General features: G+C 42.7%; 12 protein-coding genes and 6 tRNA genes. 7 read left to right on the plus strand and 11 right to left on the minus strand.

Annotated features, from left to right (window positions below; all coding sequences use genetic code 11):
• Nucleotides 1–136 precede the first annotated feature (136 nt).
• Together HMPREF1534_RS12100 and HMPREF1534_RS12095 are read left to right on the plus strand one after the other, a co-directional pair.
• On the plus strand, nucleotides 137–1471 hold the full coding sequence (locus HMPREF1534_RS12100) for a sigma-54-dependent transcriptional regulator (protein WP_005938940.1): 1335 nt from the start codon (nucleotides 137–139) through the stop codon (nucleotides 1469–1471).
• A 6-nt stretch (nucleotides 1472–1477) separates the two neighbouring features.
• Entirely contained in the window at nucleotides 1478–2788 is a 1311-nt protein-coding gene (locus tag HMPREF1534_RS12095) for a sensor histidine kinase (RefSeq protein ID WP_005938942.1), read from the plus strand.
• A 96-nt stretch (nucleotides 2789–2884) separates the two neighbouring features.
• Here HMPREF1534_RS12095 and HMPREF1534_RS12090 read toward each other — a convergent pair whose 3' ends face one another.
• A complete protein-coding gene (locus tag HMPREF1534_RS12090) occupies nucleotides 2885–4417 on the minus strand; it encodes a carbon-nitrogen hydrolase family protein (RefSeq protein ID WP_005938945.1) in 1533 nt (510 codons plus the stop codon).
• Nucleotides 4418–4541: 124 nt separating this feature from the next.
• Between HMPREF1534_RS12090 and HMPREF1534_RS12085 the strand changes: the two genes are divergently transcribed.
• The gene (locus HMPREF1534_RS12085; protein ID WP_005938947.1) at nucleotides 4542–6611 is read left to right on the plus strand and encodes an LruC domain-containing protein; all 2070 of its coding nucleotides are present in this window, start codon (nucleotides 4542–4544) and stop codon (nucleotides 6609–6611) included.
• 69 nt (nucleotides 6612–6680) lie between these two features.
• The gene (locus HMPREF1534_RS12080) at nucleotides 6681–8183 is read left to right on the plus strand and encodes a glutamine synthetase family protein (protein WP_005938950.1); all 1503 of its coding nucleotides are present in this window, start codon (nucleotides 6681–6683) and stop codon (nucleotides 8181–8183) included.
• Between the two features lie 122 nt (nucleotides 8184–8305).
• Here HMPREF1534_RS12080 and HMPREF1534_RS12075 read toward each other — a convergent pair whose 3' ends face one another.
• The 9 genes from HMPREF1534_RS12075 to HMPREF1534_RS12035 all read right to left on the minus strand — a co-directional run bounded on the left by HMPREF1534_RS12075 (nucleotide 8306) and on the right by HMPREF1534_RS12035 (nucleotide 14358).
• Complete coding sequence (locus HMPREF1534_RS12075) at nucleotides 8306–9925, minus strand: bifunctional metallophosphatase/5'-nucleotidase (protein WP_005938952.1); 1620 nt, start codon at nucleotides 9923–9925, stop codon at nucleotides 8306–8308.
• Between the two features lie 179 nt (nucleotides 9926–10104).
• Nucleotides 10105–10177: transfer RNA gene (locus HMPREF1534_RS12070), tRNA-Gly, on the minus strand.
• Nucleotides 10178–10195: 18 nt separating this feature from the next.
• A tRNA-Leu gene (locus tag HMPREF1534_RS12065) sits at nucleotides 10196–10276 on the minus strand.
• A gap of 8 nt (nucleotides 10277–10284) precedes the next feature.
• Nucleotides 10285–10357, minus strand: a tRNA-Gly gene (locus tag HMPREF1534_RS12060).
• A gap of 15 nt (nucleotides 10358–10372) precedes the next feature.
• A tRNA-Leu gene (locus tag HMPREF1534_RS12055) sits at nucleotides 10373–10459 on the minus strand.
• A gap of 26 nt (nucleotides 10460–10485) precedes the next feature.
• Nucleotides 10486–10566, minus strand: a tRNA-Leu gene (locus HMPREF1534_RS12050).
• Between the two features lie 46 nt (nucleotides 10567–10612).
• Nucleotides 10613–10685, minus strand: a tRNA-Gly gene (locus HMPREF1534_RS12045).
• A gap of 174 nt (nucleotides 10686–10859) precedes the next feature.
• Nucleotides 10860–12023 (minus strand): carboxynorspermidine decarboxylase, encoded by a 1164-nt coding sequence (gene nspC, locus HMPREF1534_RS12040; RefSeq protein ID WP_005938955.1) that lies wholly within the window; start codon nucleotides 12021–12023, stop codon nucleotides 10860–10862.
• Nucleotides 12024–12051: 28 nt separating this feature from the next.
• Nucleotides 12052–14358, minus strand: a complete 2307-nt coding sequence (locus tag HMPREF1534_RS12035) for an ATP-dependent helicase (protein WP_025066836.1) — start codon at nucleotides 14356–14358, stop codon at nucleotides 12052–12054.
• Nucleotides 14359–14466: 108 nt separating this feature from the next.
• Between HMPREF1534_RS12035 and HMPREF1534_RS12030 the strand changes: the two genes are divergently transcribed.
• The 3 genes from HMPREF1534_RS12030 to HMPREF1534_RS20305 all read left to right on the plus strand — a co-directional run bounded on the left by HMPREF1534_RS12030 (nucleotide 14467) and on the right by HMPREF1534_RS20305 (nucleotide 16316).
• The gene (locus HMPREF1534_RS12030; RefSeq protein ID WP_025066835.1) at nucleotides 14467–15084 is read left to right on the plus strand and encodes a superoxide dismutase; all 618 of its coding nucleotides are present in this window, start codon (nucleotides 14467–14469) and stop codon (nucleotides 15082–15084) included.
• A 577-nt stretch (nucleotides 15085–15661) separates the two neighbouring features.
• The gene (locus HMPREF1534_RS20675) at nucleotides 15662–15802 is read left to right on the plus strand and encodes a hypothetical protein (protein WP_005938964.1); all 141 of its coding nucleotides are present in this window, start codon (nucleotides 15662–15664) and stop codon (nucleotides 15800–15802) included.
• Between the two features lie 205 nt (nucleotides 15803–16007).
• Complete coding sequence (locus HMPREF1534_RS20305; RefSeq protein ID WP_178312765.1) at nucleotides 16008–16316, plus strand: hypothetical protein; 309 nt, start codon at nucleotides 16008–16010, stop codon at nucleotides 16314–16316.
• Between the two features lie 77 nt (nucleotides 16317–16393).
• Here the strand turns inward: HMPREF1534_RS20305 and asnB are convergent, their stop codons facing one another.
• Nucleotides 16394–18061, minus strand: a complete 1668-nt coding sequence (asnB, locus tag HMPREF1534_RS12025) for an asparagine synthase B (RefSeq protein WP_005938967.1) — start codon at nucleotides 18059–18061, stop codon at nucleotides 16394–16396.
• Nucleotides 18062–18077 lie beyond the last annotated feature (16 nt).

Here is an 18077-nt window from a genome sequence, read left to right on the forward strand (position 1 = left end):
ACACCGACGCTTCACTATAAAACTGAATTTAGAGGAGAAACTATTAAATTATCTTCCAAAAACGTCCAATTATTAGACACCTCATTTGGAGGAACAAGCAAAAGCAAATATCTTTATCCCCGAAAGCAAATTAATGATGGAAAAAGGAACTATTTTAATTGTAGACGATAACAAAGGAGTACTGGCATCACTGGAACTGTTATTGGAAACAGAATTCAGCGAAATTAAAACAGCCGGTAATCCTAACCAAATCATATCCATACTCAATACTTCACCGATAGACGTCATCATTCTCGACATGAACTTTTCTGCCGGCATCAATAATGGCAACGAAGGCTTGTATTGGCTTAAACGCATCCGAGAAATCGCTCCCACCCTTCCCGTCGTGATGCTCACTGCCTACGGGGACGTGGAATTGGCCGTCAAAGCACTGAAAAATGAAGCTACCGACTTTTTACTGAAACCATGGGATAATCAAACCCTTGTGCACAAGATAAAAGAAGCATTCGGCAACGGAAAGAAAAACAAAGTACCTTCCCCTATCCTAGGTCATAAGCCGCAAATGATTGTCGGTCAGTCGCCCGCCATGCAACAACTCATGAAAATGGTCATCAAGGTAGCACGCACCGATGCCAATATTCTTATCACCGGCGAAAACGGAACCGGAAAAGAAATGCTGGCACGCGAAATCCACCACCTTTCTCCTCGCCGGAAACAAGAAATGGTAACAGTCAACATGGGAGCCATCAGTGAGTCGCTGTTTGAAAGTGAACTTTTCGGGCACGAACGAGGGGCTTTTACCGATGCTTACGAAAGCCGCCCCGGAAAATTCGAAGCAGCTTCGGGAAGTACCCTCTTTATGGACGAAATCGGTAACCTGCCTTTGGGAATGCAAGCAAAACTGTTAACGGCATTGCAGAATAGGAATATCACACGGATAGGTAGCAACAAAGTTATCCCCGTAGACATACGACTGATTTCGGCTACCAACCTCAATATTCAGGAAAGAATAGAATCCGGTCGTTTCCGTGAAGATTTATTATACAGACTGAATACCATCCATTTAGAACTTCCCCCTTTACGGGAACGCGGAGATGATATACTTTTATTCATAGATTACTTTATTCGCCGCTATGCCAACAAATACGGACGGAAAGACATTTTTTTGCATGAAAACGCATTAGAAAAGCTCCGTTCCTACCATTGGCCCGGCAATATCCGCGAACTGCAACATTCCATTGAAAAAGCTATTATTCTATGTGAAGGAAACGTAATCCGCCCCAAAGATATTTTTGTGAAACAGACATGGAGCCCTCAACTATCTACAGTAGTCCCCAACTTGGAAGAAGTGGAACGCCAAGCCATTGAAACGGCTATCCGGCAAAATGACGGTAACCTGACCGCAACAGCCGAACAATTGGGCATCAGCCGCCAGACACTCTACAATAAAATTAAACGATTCAAACTCTGATATAGTATGTTCTTCAGCCGTCATCTCTATATCGTCATCCTCTGTTATGTCCTTTTGATTTTGGGTGTAGCCGGAACCGGGCTGGTATTGATCGTCACTCACACCGGGATTATTATAGGATGTTTGATAATAATAATTTCCTTCTTCATAACCGGAGCCCTCGTAAAACGGCTAAACAAATCCAATGCCAAACTCAAGCTCTTCTTCGATGCCATAGAAGACAAAGAAAACATGATACAGTTCAATGAATATTCCGGAGATAGGGAAATGAATGCGCTCAGTCGTTCTCTCAACCGTATAAACGAATTGCTTGCCACTGCCAAATCCGACAGCCAAAAACAGGAAAAATTTTATTATTCTTTACTGGAAGAAATACCAAGCGGTATCATTGCATGGAACTCCGAAGGAAAAATCATACTGGCAAACAGCACGGCACTTTCACTTTTAGGATTCGAACAACTGGTTTTTGTCCGACAACTAAAACAACTTTATCCCGAAATAAGAGATTTCCTTCAACAAAATACGGTACAAAAATCGACTGTCATACATTCCATTGGCAAACGGCAGCTTTCACTCTCTCTAAACTATATGAAACTGGAACCGGAAACAATAACCCTGCTTGCCATCAAAGACATCAGCAATGAGTTGAGCGAAAAAGAAAGTGAATCATGGAGTAAACTGACGCGTGTGCTCACTCATGAAATCATGAATACCATAGCTCCCATCGTATCACTGGCACAAACACTTTCTGCCCGTCCCCAAACCGATGAAAAAGTAACACGCGGTCTGAATGTAATACGTGAGCAAAGTGAACGGTTGATGGAATTTACAGCATCTTACCGCCATCTTTCTTACCTGCCCGATCCGATAAAAAAAACATTCTCGCTGACAACAGCACTCCACAACCTGGAGATACTCTTACAATCGGACTTCGAGACAGCGCACATCCGGTTCACCCTGCACAGCATCCCAAACGACATAACAGTTGAAGGAGACGAGAAACAACTCTCACAAGTTTTCCTGAACCTTCTTAAGAACAGCATCCAAGCTTTAGAAGGAAAAATCGGAGGAAAAATAGAAATCAACCTCACCCGATGCGAAAAATTACGCATTTATATAACGGACAACGGAAAAGGAATCCCTCCCGAACTACAAGAGAAAATCTTTGTACCTTTCTTCACCACAAAAACAGAAGGAATGGGAATCGGCCTCAGTCTGTGTCAACAAATCATAAAAAAACACGGAGGCAATTTCTATTTACAGGAAAGCCAAAAAGGGAAAACGGTTTTTGTCATAGAATGGCCGGAAACTCCCTGAGTACAGATTTCCACAATATCATTGAATACCACTTCCTCCGACAATAATATTCATTTTTGTATGGGCAGGCATTATATACCTGCTCATACAAAAAACTTATTTTTTTACCCTCAGCTCATATAAGTCATGACGGCGATCGCGCAAATTGCGCACACTACCATAAGTATGCAATTCGTTAAGCAAGTCCAAATCCACATCTGAAACAAGGATCATTTCCGTATTCGGAGTAGCTTCTGCACGTTTACCATCTGTGGGGAAAGCGAAGTCACAAGGAGTAAATACCCCCGACTGTGCATACTGAATATCCATATTATGCACACGCGGCAAGTTACCTACACTCCCTGCAATAGCGACAAAACATTCATTCTCAATAGCACGGGCCTGTGCACAAACACGCACACGCGAATATCCGTTTTGTGTATCCGTAAGAAAAGGCACAAATAGAATCTGCATACCCTGGTCTGCCATAATGCGCGACAGTTCGGGGAATTCAACATCATAGCAAATCAAAATACCAATCTTGGCACAATCGGTATCAAAAGTCTGCACCATCTTACCTCCCGACAGTCCCCAACTCTTTATCTCGTCCGGAGTGACATGTACTTTTTCATACATTTCATAAGTACCGTCACGACGGACAAGGAATCCCACATTATACAGTCCGCCATCTTCCTTTACATAGGGCATACTTCCGGTTATGATATTAATATTATAACTGATTGCCAGGTTGATAAAACGATCACGCACCTCTTCCGTATATTGCGCCAGCCCGCGGATGCTCTGTGCTTCACCTAAATGGTTGAATTTAGCCATTAACGGTGCATTAAAATATTCGGGGAAAAGTACAAAATCACTTTTATAATCAGATACGGCATCAACAAAAAATTCCACTTGCTCGAACACATCATCCAATGTCTTGTAGGGACGCATCTGCCATTGCACCAATCCGACACGAACAGTTGTCTTTTTATCTACATAATCCTGTGTAGGAGGCTGATAATAAATATTATCCCATTGCAACAACGTGGCGCAATGCTTAGATTCCTCATCATTAGGAAGATAATTCTTCATGACACGTCTGACGTGAAAGTCATTAGACAACTGGAAAGTCAGTACCGGATCATAAATCTCACGCGAACGAACCTTGTCAAGATATTCCTTCGGCCGCATCGTATCGGCATATTTATGGTAATTGGGAATACGTCCGCCAAACATTATCGCCTTCAGGTTTAATTTCTCGCAAAGCTCTTTGCGGTATTCATACATACGGCGTGCCAAACGCAATCCGCGATAATCCGGATGAATGAAAACTTCAATGCCATACAATATATTCCCATTCGGATTATGAGTGCAGAAAGTTTCATTTCCTGTTACTTTGGCATAAGTATGATCTCCTTTCACCATGTCATAATCGACAATAATGGAAAGAGCGCATCCCACGATTTTCTCATCTACTACCGTTACTACTTGCCCCTCAGGAAAAATCCTGATCAGCGTTTCAATTTGTTCATGTGTCCAGAAAACATCTTTATCGGCATATACTCGTTTAAACGATTGCGATAACTGGGCATAATCTTCGATCTGTAAATTTCGGACCTCTACTTTATTTATTTTGTGCATCGGTTCCATAACATTTCTTTTTATACCTTAAAATTGGAGAGCAAAGTTATAAACAAAAAGACAAAAAATAGAAAACAAATAGCTTTTATTTAGATTTTTACTTAAATTTGCCAACATCTATAATAATAAATATATGAAGAACAGGGTCATCTTTTATATGGTATGTACATGCATATCATTATCTTCTTGTTTAGACAAGAATAATCTAAATCTTTCAGACAGAGACAAAGAAGAAGAATTAGATTTATCATTTGATTTCGGAATGATATCGGAAAAGAAATTGGAAATCACAACTCGTTCCAATAGCGGTTCGGCAATACCTGACGTTCCATTTTACGTCTATTTGGAAAATCCTTATACAGAAGAAGGAGACCGCCGAACGGATATCTTTCCTCTTTATTCGGGCAAAACGGCAGAAAGCGGTACTATAAAAGCGACACTCGCTGTACCTAATACAGCAACCACTCTTTATGTTTATACTCCTGTCTCAAGTTTTGAAATGATTCAGACCTGCGAGATTCAGAATAATATGAATATCACCTTCACCACTACCGGTGTCAATGCCAAATCCGCCAAAGCACGAGCCGGAGGAGAAGGCGTTTTTACCGGAAGAAGAAATGCTAAAGTGATAGAATCATCTACTAATCTATACTCTTTTTACAACTTTCAACTCACCGATGGTGCCAGTGGAGGAATTATCAATGATGGCAAATCAAATGATAAAGAAGTGATTGAAGCCGGAAATACTTTGACTTCAAAAGAAATAACGCTGGCTTCCAATTATTTCCCGGAAAGAGTTACCGTAGAAGATGAAAAATATTTTGGAGAGAATTATTGTACAGATTTAGAGATAACTCCTCCAGCCAATACAGAAGGAACTTTTCAAGGTGCACACGTATGGGTTACACTAATCGGTGACGGAGGATTCAGCATAAACAATAATAATGTGGCAAATGCCCTGTGTTACTATACCTATACCGGCAATCTGACAGCCGATGATGCCCAAACGATACACAAAACCATCATCTATCCAAATACTAATACAAAAAGACTGACAAACTCTGCATCGGCAACTATCGGTTCAAAAATTCAATTATTGTATTGGGATGAAAAAAGCAATCAATATGTCGATACCTTTCCCGAAGGAGTTAAAATAGGCTGGGTCATGATTAGCAATGGAATTATCGGGAATTACAGTAACTATAAAATGATAGGAAATTATCGTTTTTCCACCTCTATCCTCAATAGTAAAATTGGCAACTTTCCCGGGAACTACACAAATGGTATTACCCGTTGGTGTGAAGAAGCACAAATGAACATTGTAGGTATGGAAAATCGTCAGCATAATGATGAGAATGAAAATAATGATAAAGACTACAATGATATTTTGTTCAAAGTCACCTCCGATCCTATTATGAAACCCAAAGATGAAATACCGGTTGCCCCCGAAGAATATGTTTCTTCCATCAGCGGCACATTAGCATTTGAAGACAATTGGCCGCAAAAGGGAGATTATGATTTCAATGATTTCGTTACTGGTTATTCTTATTCTTTAATAAAAGGAAACAATGATAAAGATGTAAAGGCTATTCGTTTAACATTTATACCAAGGGCTTTAGGAGCGTCATATAATAGCGGTTTTGGTATTCAATTGCCTATCGAAACCAATAATATAGAAAATGTTACAGGAGGCAACATAGAAAAAGACGAAACGAAAGCAACGATTATCATTTATGAAGATACCCGCAAGGATGCATTCGGAGGACACGGCGGTTTTATCAATACACAAAAAGGAAATGCAGAAATAGCAGGAACAAAACAAAATGTCTATATTACTTTAAAAAGCAATATAGGACTCAATTCTTTTAAAGATTTCAATCCCTTCATATATGTTGTCAACAGAAATCACGAAATACATTTGACTGACAAAGCTCCAACAAGCAAAATGGATATATCTTTATTCGGAAGAGAGGAAGACGATGACTGCTCAATGCCCGAAAAAGGATATTACTATCGCATGGATAATGATTACCCATGGGCACTTGATATCCCTTCCTCAAATAATAGTCTCAACAATTTATGGCGATATCCTATAGAAGGAAAAGGAGTAAGTGAAGCCTATCCCGACTATCTCAATTGGACTTCAGCGTCCGGCCATCATATAAATTGGCTCGATAAACAGAATTCAGCTTACATATATTGATAGAGATTTAAAACTTTTCATTACCTTTGGGACATTAACCCTAGAACACACTAAAAGAAACAACATACTATGAATAAAGAATTAGAAATGAATCCCAACCAATTAGTGGCTTTTATAGGTAAACCTTGTGCTGAATTTACCAAAGCAGATATCATACACTATATCCAAGAGAACGGTATCCGTATGGTTAATTTTATGTATCCGGCAGGAGACGGACGTTTGAAAACTCTTAATTTTGTAATTAACAACCTTGGATATCTGGATGCCATTCTTACATGTGGCGAACGAGTAGACGGTTCCAGCCTCTTTCCCTTTATAGAAGCCGGAAGTAGCGACCTTTATGTAATTCCACGTTTCCGCACGGCTTTCCTTGATCCATTTGCCGAAATTCCAACTCTTTCCATGCTTTGCTCTTTCTTTAATAAAGATGGCGAACCATTGGAAAGCTCTCCTGAACATACATTGCAAAAAGCATGCAAAGCTTTTACCAATGTCACCGGTATGGAGTTTCAGGCAATGGGAGAATTGGAATATTATGTAATTGCCCCTGATAGTGGAATGTTTCCGGCAACCGACCAGAAAGGCTACCATGAGTCTGCCCCCTATGCTAAATTTAATGATTTCCGCACACAGTGCATGGCTTATATTGCACAAGCCGGCGGACAAATCAAATACGGACATTCCGAAGTAGGCAATTTCACCCTGAACGGAATGATATACGAACAAAATGAAATTGAATTTCTGCCGGTTCGGGCTGAAGATGCTGCCGACCAACTGATGATTGCCAAATGGATCATTCGCAATCTGGCTTATAAAAATGGTTATGATATTACATTTGCACCGAAAATCACAACCGGAAAAGCCGGTTCGGGATTGCATATCCATATGCGCATCATGAAAGACGGACAAAATCAGATGTTGCAAGACGGGGTATTGTCGGAGACAGCTCGCAAAGCCATTGCCGGAATGATGATTACAGCCCCTTCAATTACCGCTTTTGGCAATACAAATCCAACTTCTTATTTCAGACTGGTTCCACACCAGGAAGCTCCCACAAACATTTGCTGGGGAGACCGCAACCGTTCTGTTCTGGTCCGGGTACCTTTGGGATGGGCTGCCAAAACAGATATGTGCATAACTGCAAATCCGTTGGAAAGCCAAAGCAATTATGATACCACTCAAAAGCAGACAGTAGAAATGCGTTCACCGGATGGCTCGGCCGACCTCTATCAATTAATTGCCGGACTGGCCGTAGCTTGCCGACATGGTTTTGAGCTGGAGAATGCACTGGACATAGCAGAAAAAACTTATGTAAACGTAAATATTCACCAAAAAGAAAACGCAGACAAACTAAAAGCATTGGCACAACTGCCCGACAGTTGTACTGCTTCCGCTGAATGTCTGCAACAACAACGTGAGATATTTGAAAAATATAATGTATTCAGTCCGGCCATGATTGATGGAATTATCAACAAACTACAAAGTTACAATGATAAAATTCTGCGTAGCGAACTGAAAGACAATCCTGAAGCAATGTTGGCCTTAGTAAACAGATATTTTCATTGCGGATAAGGTTTTACTAACGAAGTTTTATAAATAAGGCTCAGAAAAAGAACTTGCTCAAGCAATGAAGATAAACGGTCTTCTGCTTGAGCAAGTTTCATTTTATACAATCAGAATCTTACCGGATTGAATTATCGTGCCTTTTCAATGACAACCTCAGGTAACGGAGCTTTTCCCACAGAAACAGTTCCCCCCAAATTTCGTAAATAGTCAATAAAAACAACAGTCGGTTCAAGATTCAAATCATTAAATTCTTTAATTGGTTTTTGAAATAGTCCTGCATCGTAACCATCTCCACCATCAGTAATAAAAGAATCCAGCACAACAATACATTTATCTGTATCCTTTATCTTTTTCCCTGTAACCAAATCAGTGACAGAAGTAACAGTCACTCCATCCGATGCCAAACCGATAGCCAAATGAGATGTCTGCAAAAAGCCATTCTTATTAATACGACCATCAGCCAACAATTTCTTCAACTCCTTACCGGAGAAATGGAACGCAAGCAAATGTCCTTGGAAGGGTAACACATTCCCTGCGCGAAGCTTTGTCACCTCCCCTTTCAATATACTTGCACGTAAACCACCGTAATGATTTACCCCGACAACCGACTGCTTACCATATTTCTTCGATATCTGAGAATATTTACGGAAAGTATCTGCATAAGATGCCGTCACATAAGCTCCCACCGTAGTATAATCTTTTTTATTAATATTACGGTCATGGATTAAATCATTCTCAGCCGTCGTGAGTACCTCCTCAAAACCATATTTATCCATTTCTTTGTTCACCAGCGAGTCAATAACCGAATTACCCTTTCCTGCTACACGAATGGTATCCCCGCCAATATACTGAATAGTATACTTGCCTGCATCCTGTTTCACTTCAAAATTCAGTTTCCCCAAATGAGTGCCATTTACACCTGCTTGGATGACAGGAAGATGATTCACCTCAGCCAGCACCACTTTATGCGAATGACCGGAAATAATGGCATCCACACCTTCTATCCAAGGAAGCCGCTTTGCATTTTCTTCTTCAATCACATCGGGATTAGACATGTCCGTGCCAATGTGCATCAGCAACACCACCATATCCACTTTCCCTTCCTTTTTAAGACCGGTCGCAACCTGAACGCGTGCCGCATCCACAGGATTTACGAAATCAATTCCTCTAATATTTTCAGACCGTGTCTTCACAGCCGTGTCCGTAGTTGTCAATCCTACAAAAGCAATCTTTACGCTGCCGCCATTCTTAAGTGGCTGCACCACCATCTTGCAAGGCTCCAGCCATTCCAATGGAGCATGGTCGTCTTTTGCTACAATATTAGCTGCGATATAATCCATGCATACCGCTACTGTATCAACCAAGTAAGGCAATCCCCAGTCAAATTCATGATTGCCTATTGCCGACATCTTGACATCCATTTCCCTAAACATCTCCGGCAACGGGTTCCCGCGCGTGATTCTGGAGAAATAGCTGCCGCTGAAGTTATCTCCCACAGAGACAACGACAGTATTCTTATTCTTTGCTTTCTCGTCCAAAACTGCCTGAACCAATTCTGCGGCTCCGGGAACATTGCGGTCTTTCACAAATGCGCCATGAAAATCATTGAATGACAAAAACGAGATGGTATCGATGGCATTCCAATCAGGACGGTGCCCTCCTTCATGAATTTGCCCGAATGCGATGAATGGCGAAGCAATTAACAGACCGCAACATAGAGCAGCCTTTTTCAAAAGTGTTCTATTCATAATCAATTAATAATAGGTGTTCATCCTCCCTCCTGCTCCCTATCGGAACTCCTTCAAACAGAACAAAGATAACACTAGTTTCACAATCCCTATCATGTTTCATTGACTATTTTTAATTCCACTTTCCCGACAGGGAATAAAAAAGGCCAACGTATCCCTACATTGACCTTCTTGCTTAGAGCGGAAAACGAGACTCGAACTCGCGACCCTAACCTTGGCAAGGTTATGCTCTACCAACTGAGCTATTTCCGCAATTATTCATTCTAACAGTGCCCAGAACAGGACTCGAACCTGCATGCCTCTCGACACACGCACCTGAAACGTGCGCGTCTACCATTCCGCCACCTGGGCTTTTCGTGAGCGGAAAACGAGACTCGAACTCGCGACCCTAACCTTGGCAAGGTTATGCTCTACCAACTGAGCTATTTCCGCAATTATCCATTCCGATGGTGAAGGAAATGAGACTCGAACTCACACGACATAACTGTCACCACCCCCTCAAAGTGGCGCGTCTACCAATTCCGCCATTCCTCCATCAACTTAGAAATTCTTGTGAGCAGTGCCCAGAACAGGACTCGAACCTGCATGCCTCTCGACACACGCACCTGAAACGTGCGCGTCTACCATTCCGCCACCTGGGCTTTTCTGTGTAACTCGCTTGTTACTACGCACAAGATTTCTTTCGTGAGCGGAAAACGAGACTCGAACTCGCGACCCTAACCTTGGCAAGGTTATGCTCTACCAACTGAGCTATTTCCGCAACTTCCGCTTTCGGCTTCTGATATTCATCAGCTGTTTCCCGATTGCGGATGCAAAGGTAGTGCTTTTTTCTAAACCTCCAAAACTTTTCCGTACTTTTTATAATACATTTATTACATTATTTCACCAAATTCCTCATTATCAATACAAATTGGAATTAAGTTTTTCTTATATATCACGACATACGGTCTCTATAATCTTCATATCTGAAACTCTTATATACCTCTAAGGTATCGTTTGTATGCCAAATGGCAATAGAAGGATGATGAATTCCATTGAACATATTCGTCTTCACCATGGTATAATGAATCATATCTTCCAACACGATTCGTTCGCCTATCTGTAAGGGATGGTCAAAGCGCCAACTACCCATATAATCACCACTCAAACAACTGTTTCCACCTAAACGATAGATATAGTCTTCCGGCCGGGCTGTCTTTACAGCTTCGGCAGGCAGTGTGTCGGCTCCGCGCACTGTCGGCTGATAAGGCATTTCGAGACAATCGGGCATGTGGCAGGTAAAGCTGACGTCAAGGACAGCGGTCTTAATGCCACGGCTTTCAACAATATCAACCACCGAGGCCACAAGAGGACCGGTTTGCCAGGTGAAAGCAGAACCCGGCTCCAAAATAATCTCCAGATGAGGATAGCGCGCTTTCAATTCCTTTAAAAGAGTCACGAGATGATCTGTGTCATAATCCTTACGTGTCATCAGGTGACCTCCACCCAAATTCAACCATTTTATCTGGGAAAACCAGCGAGAAAACTTTGCTTCAATATGCTTCAGTGTATGCTCCAGCTCATAAGAACCGGATTCGCAATGGCAATGGCAATGAAATCCCTCAATACCGGCAGGCAGTGTATCGGGCAACAAATCGGCAGTAACTCCGAAGCGGGTACCGGGAGCACAAGGGTTATAAAGTTCCACTTCTACTTCCGAGTATTCGGGATTGATGCGGATACCACAGGAAATCTTTTCCTCATTTGCTTCAATCTCCGGATAAAAATGCCGGAACTGATTAAAAGAATTAAATGTAATATGGCTGCTGCACTTCATGATAACAGGAAAATCGGTTTCGGTATATGCAGGAGAATAAGTATGTGCTTTGCTCCCAAACTCTTCATAAGCCAAACGCGCTTCATAAACCGAACTGGCAGTTGTATATCTGATATACTCTCTGAAAATGGGAAATGACTTCCACATAGCAAAGGATTTAAAAGCAAGGATAATCTCTACCCCCGCCTTATCAGCAACACTCTTTATCAAACTCAGATTCTTTCTGAGTAATTTTTCATCCATCACATAACATGGAGACGGTACTTTATCTATATCTATCATATGATTAAATCTTTCTATGTAAAAACTATTATTCTACCACCTTAAATCGTGCAAACTTTAACAACAGTTGTTTTTCCCCTGCATTACGGAAACGTACGGTTGCCTTACTGTTTTCTCCGGTCCCTTCTATTTTTATCACATCGCCGATACCAAAACGTTCATGTTCTATCACCTGACCGGCCTGCACATTTATAGGTAATGTGGCAGATGTCGGCGACTTCCCACCCATCGCTGTTCCTATCTTTGTCAAATTACGTGGTACCGTAGGACGAATCATCTCCACTTTCGGTTTTCCGCCCAATTGCGGACGCTCATTTTGTTCGCGGCGGAAACGACCGGCTCCCTCGTCTATCCTTCTTGCCAATTGCTCCTCTTGCGGCAACTGCAAGAAATGCGCATCAATATCTTTCAAGAAACGGCTCGGACTGCTGAACTCCATCTTTCCGTATTTAAAACGGCTTTTGGCAAAAGAAAGATAACAATGTTCTTCGGCGCGGGTTATCGCCACATAGAACAAGCGACGTTCTTCTTCCAGCTCTTTATAAGAATTGAGCGACAATGCACTGGGAAATAAGTTCTCTTCCAGCCCCACAACAAACACATTTTTAAATTCCAATCCTTTGGCAGAATGAATGGTCATCAACGTTATTTTCTCACTATCTCTTTCTTTATCATTATCCTGATCTGTCAGCAAAGATACTTCAGATAAGAAGTCCGTTAAACGGATATTTGCGCTGCCTTCTTCCTCACGTGTGGCACAAAAGTCGTGCATACCATTTATCAATTCCTCTATATTTTCCTGCCGGCTCAAATTCTCAGGATCATTGCTCTGATAAATTTCATTCATAATACCCGACTGGCGCACAATCAGCGTACCTACTTCATACGCGCTTTTCTTTGCCGCCTCTTTTATAAAGTTTTCTATCACTTCACGAAAGCCCTGCAACTTGGCATGCGTACCTTTATTGATAGATACTCCATAAGCCAACGGGTCTTCCAATACTTTCCAGAGGCTGACATGATTCAGCGTAGCAGCATCTATAATCTTGTTCAACGTAGTGTCGCCTATCCCCCGCGCCGGATAATTCACCACCCGTTTGAAAGCCTCTTCATCATTCGGATTGACAGCCAGACGAAAATAAGAAATAATATCCTTTATTTCCTTGCGTTGATAAAACGATAATCCTCCATAAATTTTATAGGGCAAGCTACGCTTACGCAAAGCCTCTTCAAAAATACGGCTCTGAGCATTGGTACGATATAGAATAGCAAAATCATTGTATGAATAATGTTCGCGTGAGCGAAGCTTCACTATCTGATTGGCAACAATCTCACCCTCTTCCACATCACTATATGCACTAAACACTCCGATAGGCTCCCCTTTCGCCTTTTCGGAAAACACTTCTTTGCGAATTTGCTCGCTATTCTTTTCTATCAGACTGTTGGCTGCACAAACTATGGTTTGAGTAGAACGGTAATTCTGCTCAAGCTTAAAGAGTCTGGCACCTTTATAGAGTTGCGTAAACTTCAGTATATTGTCAATATTCGCACCCCGGAAAGAGTAAATGCTTTGTGCATCATCACCCACCACGCATACATGCTGATGTTCTTTAGTAAGTTGGAGCACAATGCTATGCTGTGCAAAATTCGTATCCTGATACTCGTCTACCAATACATATCGGAATTGTCCGGCATATTTTTGACGAATCTCAGGATGGTCTCGGAACAACAAATAAGTATAGACCAACAAATCATCAAAATCCATGGCATCACTCTGCCTGCAACGCTCCCAATAACGACGATAGATATCGCGTGTGGCCGGCACTTTGGCATTCACATCATTCTGATAAAGTTCTGCATTTGATGCATACGCATCCGGTAACACCAAATGATTCTTTGCGTTACTGATACGTGACTGAATCATTCCCGGTTTGTATGTCTTATCATCCAAATGCATTTCTTTCACTATAGACTTGATCAGACTCTTTGAGTCCGAAGAATCATAAATAGTGAAACTGGAGGTAAAGCCGATGACTTGTGCCTCCGCCCGCAGAATACGCGAAAAGATGGAATGAAAAGTTCCCATCCATAAATAGCGGGCCTCCTCACCCACCCGGCGGGCAATACGCTCCTTCATCTCGCGTGCAGCCTTGTTGGTAAATGTCAATGCCAGAATAGACCACGGCTTATATCCTTGTTCTAACAAATAAGCTATTTTATAAGTCAGCACACGCGTTTTCCCCGACCCTGCTCCGGCAATTACCAGAGAGGGACCGTCATTATAAAGCACTGCATTGCGCTGGCTCTCATTAAGTTCTTCCAAATAATTAGTCATACGTTTCATCTTTCGTCCGCAAAGATAGAGAAAGTTTGAGTTTATCTGAACATTTCGCATGGCAATAATGTTATTATAATAGAAGTTTAATTCAAAACTCGACTTAAAATGAATATAATATTAACAACTTTAATTTCTCTAGTTATGACTTACGAAATGCCCAAACTCCCGTATGCAAACGACGGGCTCGAACCTGTAATCAGCCAGGCCACTATAGATTACCATTATGGTAAGCACCTGCAAACTTATGTAAACAACCTTAACGCACTTGTGCCGGGTACTGAATTCGAAGGCAAGAGCGTGGAAGAAATTGTCGCCACTGCTCCCGATGGAGGTATCTTTAACAATGCCGGACAAGTATTGAATCATACATTATATTTCCTTCAGTTTACTCCGCAGCCCAACAAGCACGAACCATCAGGCAAACTGGCCGAAGCTATCAAACGTGACTTTGGGAGCTTTGACAACTTCAAGAAAGAAATGAATAACGCTTCCACTACCCTGTTCGGTTCAGGATGGACATGGCTTTCAGTTGATAAAGACGGGAAACTGCATATCACTAAAGAAGCTAATGGCAGCAACCCGTGGCGTCATGGATTGAAACCGCTACTAGGCTTCGATGTCTGGGAACACGCTTATTATCTGGATTACCAGAACCGCCGTGCCGACCACATAAACAAGCTGTGGGAAATCATCGATTGGGACATTGTAGAAAAACGAATGTAATAGTCCGAACGCCACACTAAGCACCTAATCATATTCAGAGGGTGTGCCAAAACGTTGATAATGCTATCATTTTAACAAAGAGATAGACCATTTCAGTTTTGACACATCCTCTTTTTTGTACTTTCGGTTTCCACCCGAAGTTTTGCACACCGGCAAAAACAGGGGGAGGTAAGCGAATCAAATCTTGATGCAGGATATGACGGAGCCTGACACGATACATATATATGTATAGGCCAATGCGTACGTCCGTGTTGCTCAATGCGTACGTACGTGTTGACCAATGCGTACGTACGTGTGACCCAATGCGAATATTCACGTTGCCAATATGAATATTCGCGTTGCCAATGTGAATATACACGCTAGCCATGCAGCCCACACCGGATGTTGCCAAAAGACCTTGAGGTTTTAAAAAAAGCTCGGCATCTTTTTTAAAGACCTCGCCACCTTTTTTTTAAAGCTCGGCATCTTTTTGCTTTCCTTTTGCTCTCCTTTTGTCCTGTCATTCTGAGCTGCGCGAAGAATCTGTAAACGTAAAGTGAATGCATTCGGATTCTTCACTTTGTTCAGAATAACAAAAATGAGAACACTTCACTTTGTTGACAAAAACGATAAGGCTGCACTAGTGAATGACAAGAATGATAATACGAACGGAGTTCTCGGACAGAATCTCCCCCACCAAGTCAGTTATTCCCGTTTCCCATTCATCCTTACATTTTAATCAAAACACACAGACAATCAATCGGTTAAAACTGACAGAGCACCCTTTCATCCTCCTTTCAGCCACGTTCCCCATGTCCTTTCAAATCTGCCTTCAGTATTTGTATCTGCTTACAAAAGTGTTACGAATGAAAGGAGGCTGAGACGATAATGTAGGGAGGTTCATTCACAACCGGCCCCCCATCAACAGGGCGTTTCAACGGATAATGAAAGGAGAAAAGAAGAAACCGACTTCCGACTGTAGAACGGAAAGACACAGTTGCTTTTTATGGATAAAAACTACGCATTTGTATAATTTAGTGAAAGCCGGGGCGAATACAGCCAAGCCGGATTATATCAATGAGGCTGTGTCAAAACTAAAACGACCAATGACGAAATTGTGTCTTGTCATTCTGAGCTTCGCGAAGAATCTGAATACATCCACTTTATGCTTCCAGATTCTTCATTTCATTCAGAATGACAATAACACCAGACTGCTGAAAAGCTTCCCCGTCATTATCGATTCGGTCCACTGATGTAAGTGGTGCGCACTCAGAATGACAGAGCTAAATGATAGCATTATAAACGTTTAGACACAGCCTCTGTCATTTCATTATAAGTATGCTTCTTCGTGCACTCCCTTCACGGCCCGTCCGCTTGGTTCGTTCATGTTCTTGAAGGCGGCATCCCATGCAAGGGCTTCGGCGGTAGAACATGCCACACTGGGCACACTTGGCACGCTGCGGGCTGCGCTTTCACTGGGAAAGTGCTCCTGGAAGATGCTGCGATAGTAATATTCTTCCTTGTTTTGCGGCGTATTGATAGGAAACCGTTCGGCTGCGTGCGCCATTTGCTCGTCACTGACGGCTTCGGCGGTAAGGGCTTTCAGCGTATCAATCCAGCTATAGCCCACGCCGTCGCTGAATTGCTCTTTCTGTCGCCATGCTACACTGTCGGGCAACATGTCCGCAAAGGCTTCTCGGACTATTTTCTTTTCAATGGTGCTTCCGGGACACATCTTTGCTTCGGGATTGAGTCGCATGGCTATGTCCAGAAATTCTTTGTCCAGGAAAGGCACTCGGCCTTCCACTCCCCATGCTGCGAGGGATTTATTGGCACGGAGGCAGTCATAGAGGTGGAGCTTGCCTAGTTTGCGCACGGTCTCTTCGTGAAAGGCTTGGGCCGTAGGAGCTTTGTGGAAATAGAGATAGCCGCCGAACACTTCATCAGCCCCTTCGCCACTCAGCACCATTTTGATTCCCATGCTTTTAATGACGCGTGCCAGCAAATACATCGGGGTAGAGGCGCGAACGGTGGTGACATCGTAAGTCTCGATGTAGTAAATGACGTCGCGGATAGCGTCCAATCCTTCTTGGATGGTATAATGGATTTCATGATGCACGGTTCCGATAAAGCGGGCTACTTCGCGTGCTTTTATCAGGTCGGGCGCACCTTCCAGACCGATGGCAAAGGAATGGAGCTGAGGCCACCAGGCATCTTTTTTATTGTCGGTTTCTACCCGTTTGCCTGCATATTTCTTGGCAATGGCAGAGATGACGGAACTGTCCAGACCGCCGGAAAGAAGTACGCCGTAGGGCACATCACTCATCAGTTGGCGCTTAACGGCCTCTTCCAGTCCGTCGTGTATGTCCTGGGAATAGGCATTGTTGTTTTTCACGGCTTCGTATTCAAACCAGTCGCGGACGTACCAGCGGGTCATCTTGCCTTCTTTTCCCCAATAGTAATGGCCGGGAAGGAAGGGTTCGTATTCATCACAGAACCCTTCGAGGGCTTTCAACTCGCTGGCGCAGTATATTTTGCCGTCCTTATCCCTGCCTATATATAAAGGTATGACTCCGATGGGGTCGCGGGCAATGAGGAAATCGTCTTTCTCCTCATCATAGAGGGCGAAGGCGAAGATGCCGTTCAGGTCTTCGAGGAAGTGAATACCTTTGTCACGGTAAAGGGCAAGGATGACTTCGCAGTCGCTTCCGGTCTGGAAATCATACTTTCCGGTGTACTTTGCACGGATATCCCGATGGTTGTAGATTTCTCCGTTCACGGCAAGGATTTGTTTCCGGTCGGGACTGTATAGGGGCTGCCCTCCGCTTTGAGGGTCTACGATGGAGAGGCGTTCATGGGCCAGGATGGCAGAGCCGCCTACGTAGATGCCGTTCCAGTCCGGCCCGCGGTGGCGGAGCTTTTGTGACATTTTCAATGCCTTCTGTCGCAACTCTTGCGTTTGTTGCTTTATCTTGAATATTCCTACGATTCCACACATAATTGTATTTGTTGAT

This window comes from Phocaeicola massiliensis B84634 = Timone 84634 = DSM 17679 = JCM 13223, from assembly GCF_000382445.1.
Classification (GTDB): Bacteria; Bacteroidota; Bacteroidia; order Bacteroidales; family Bacteroidaceae; genus Phocaeicola; species Phocaeicola massiliensis.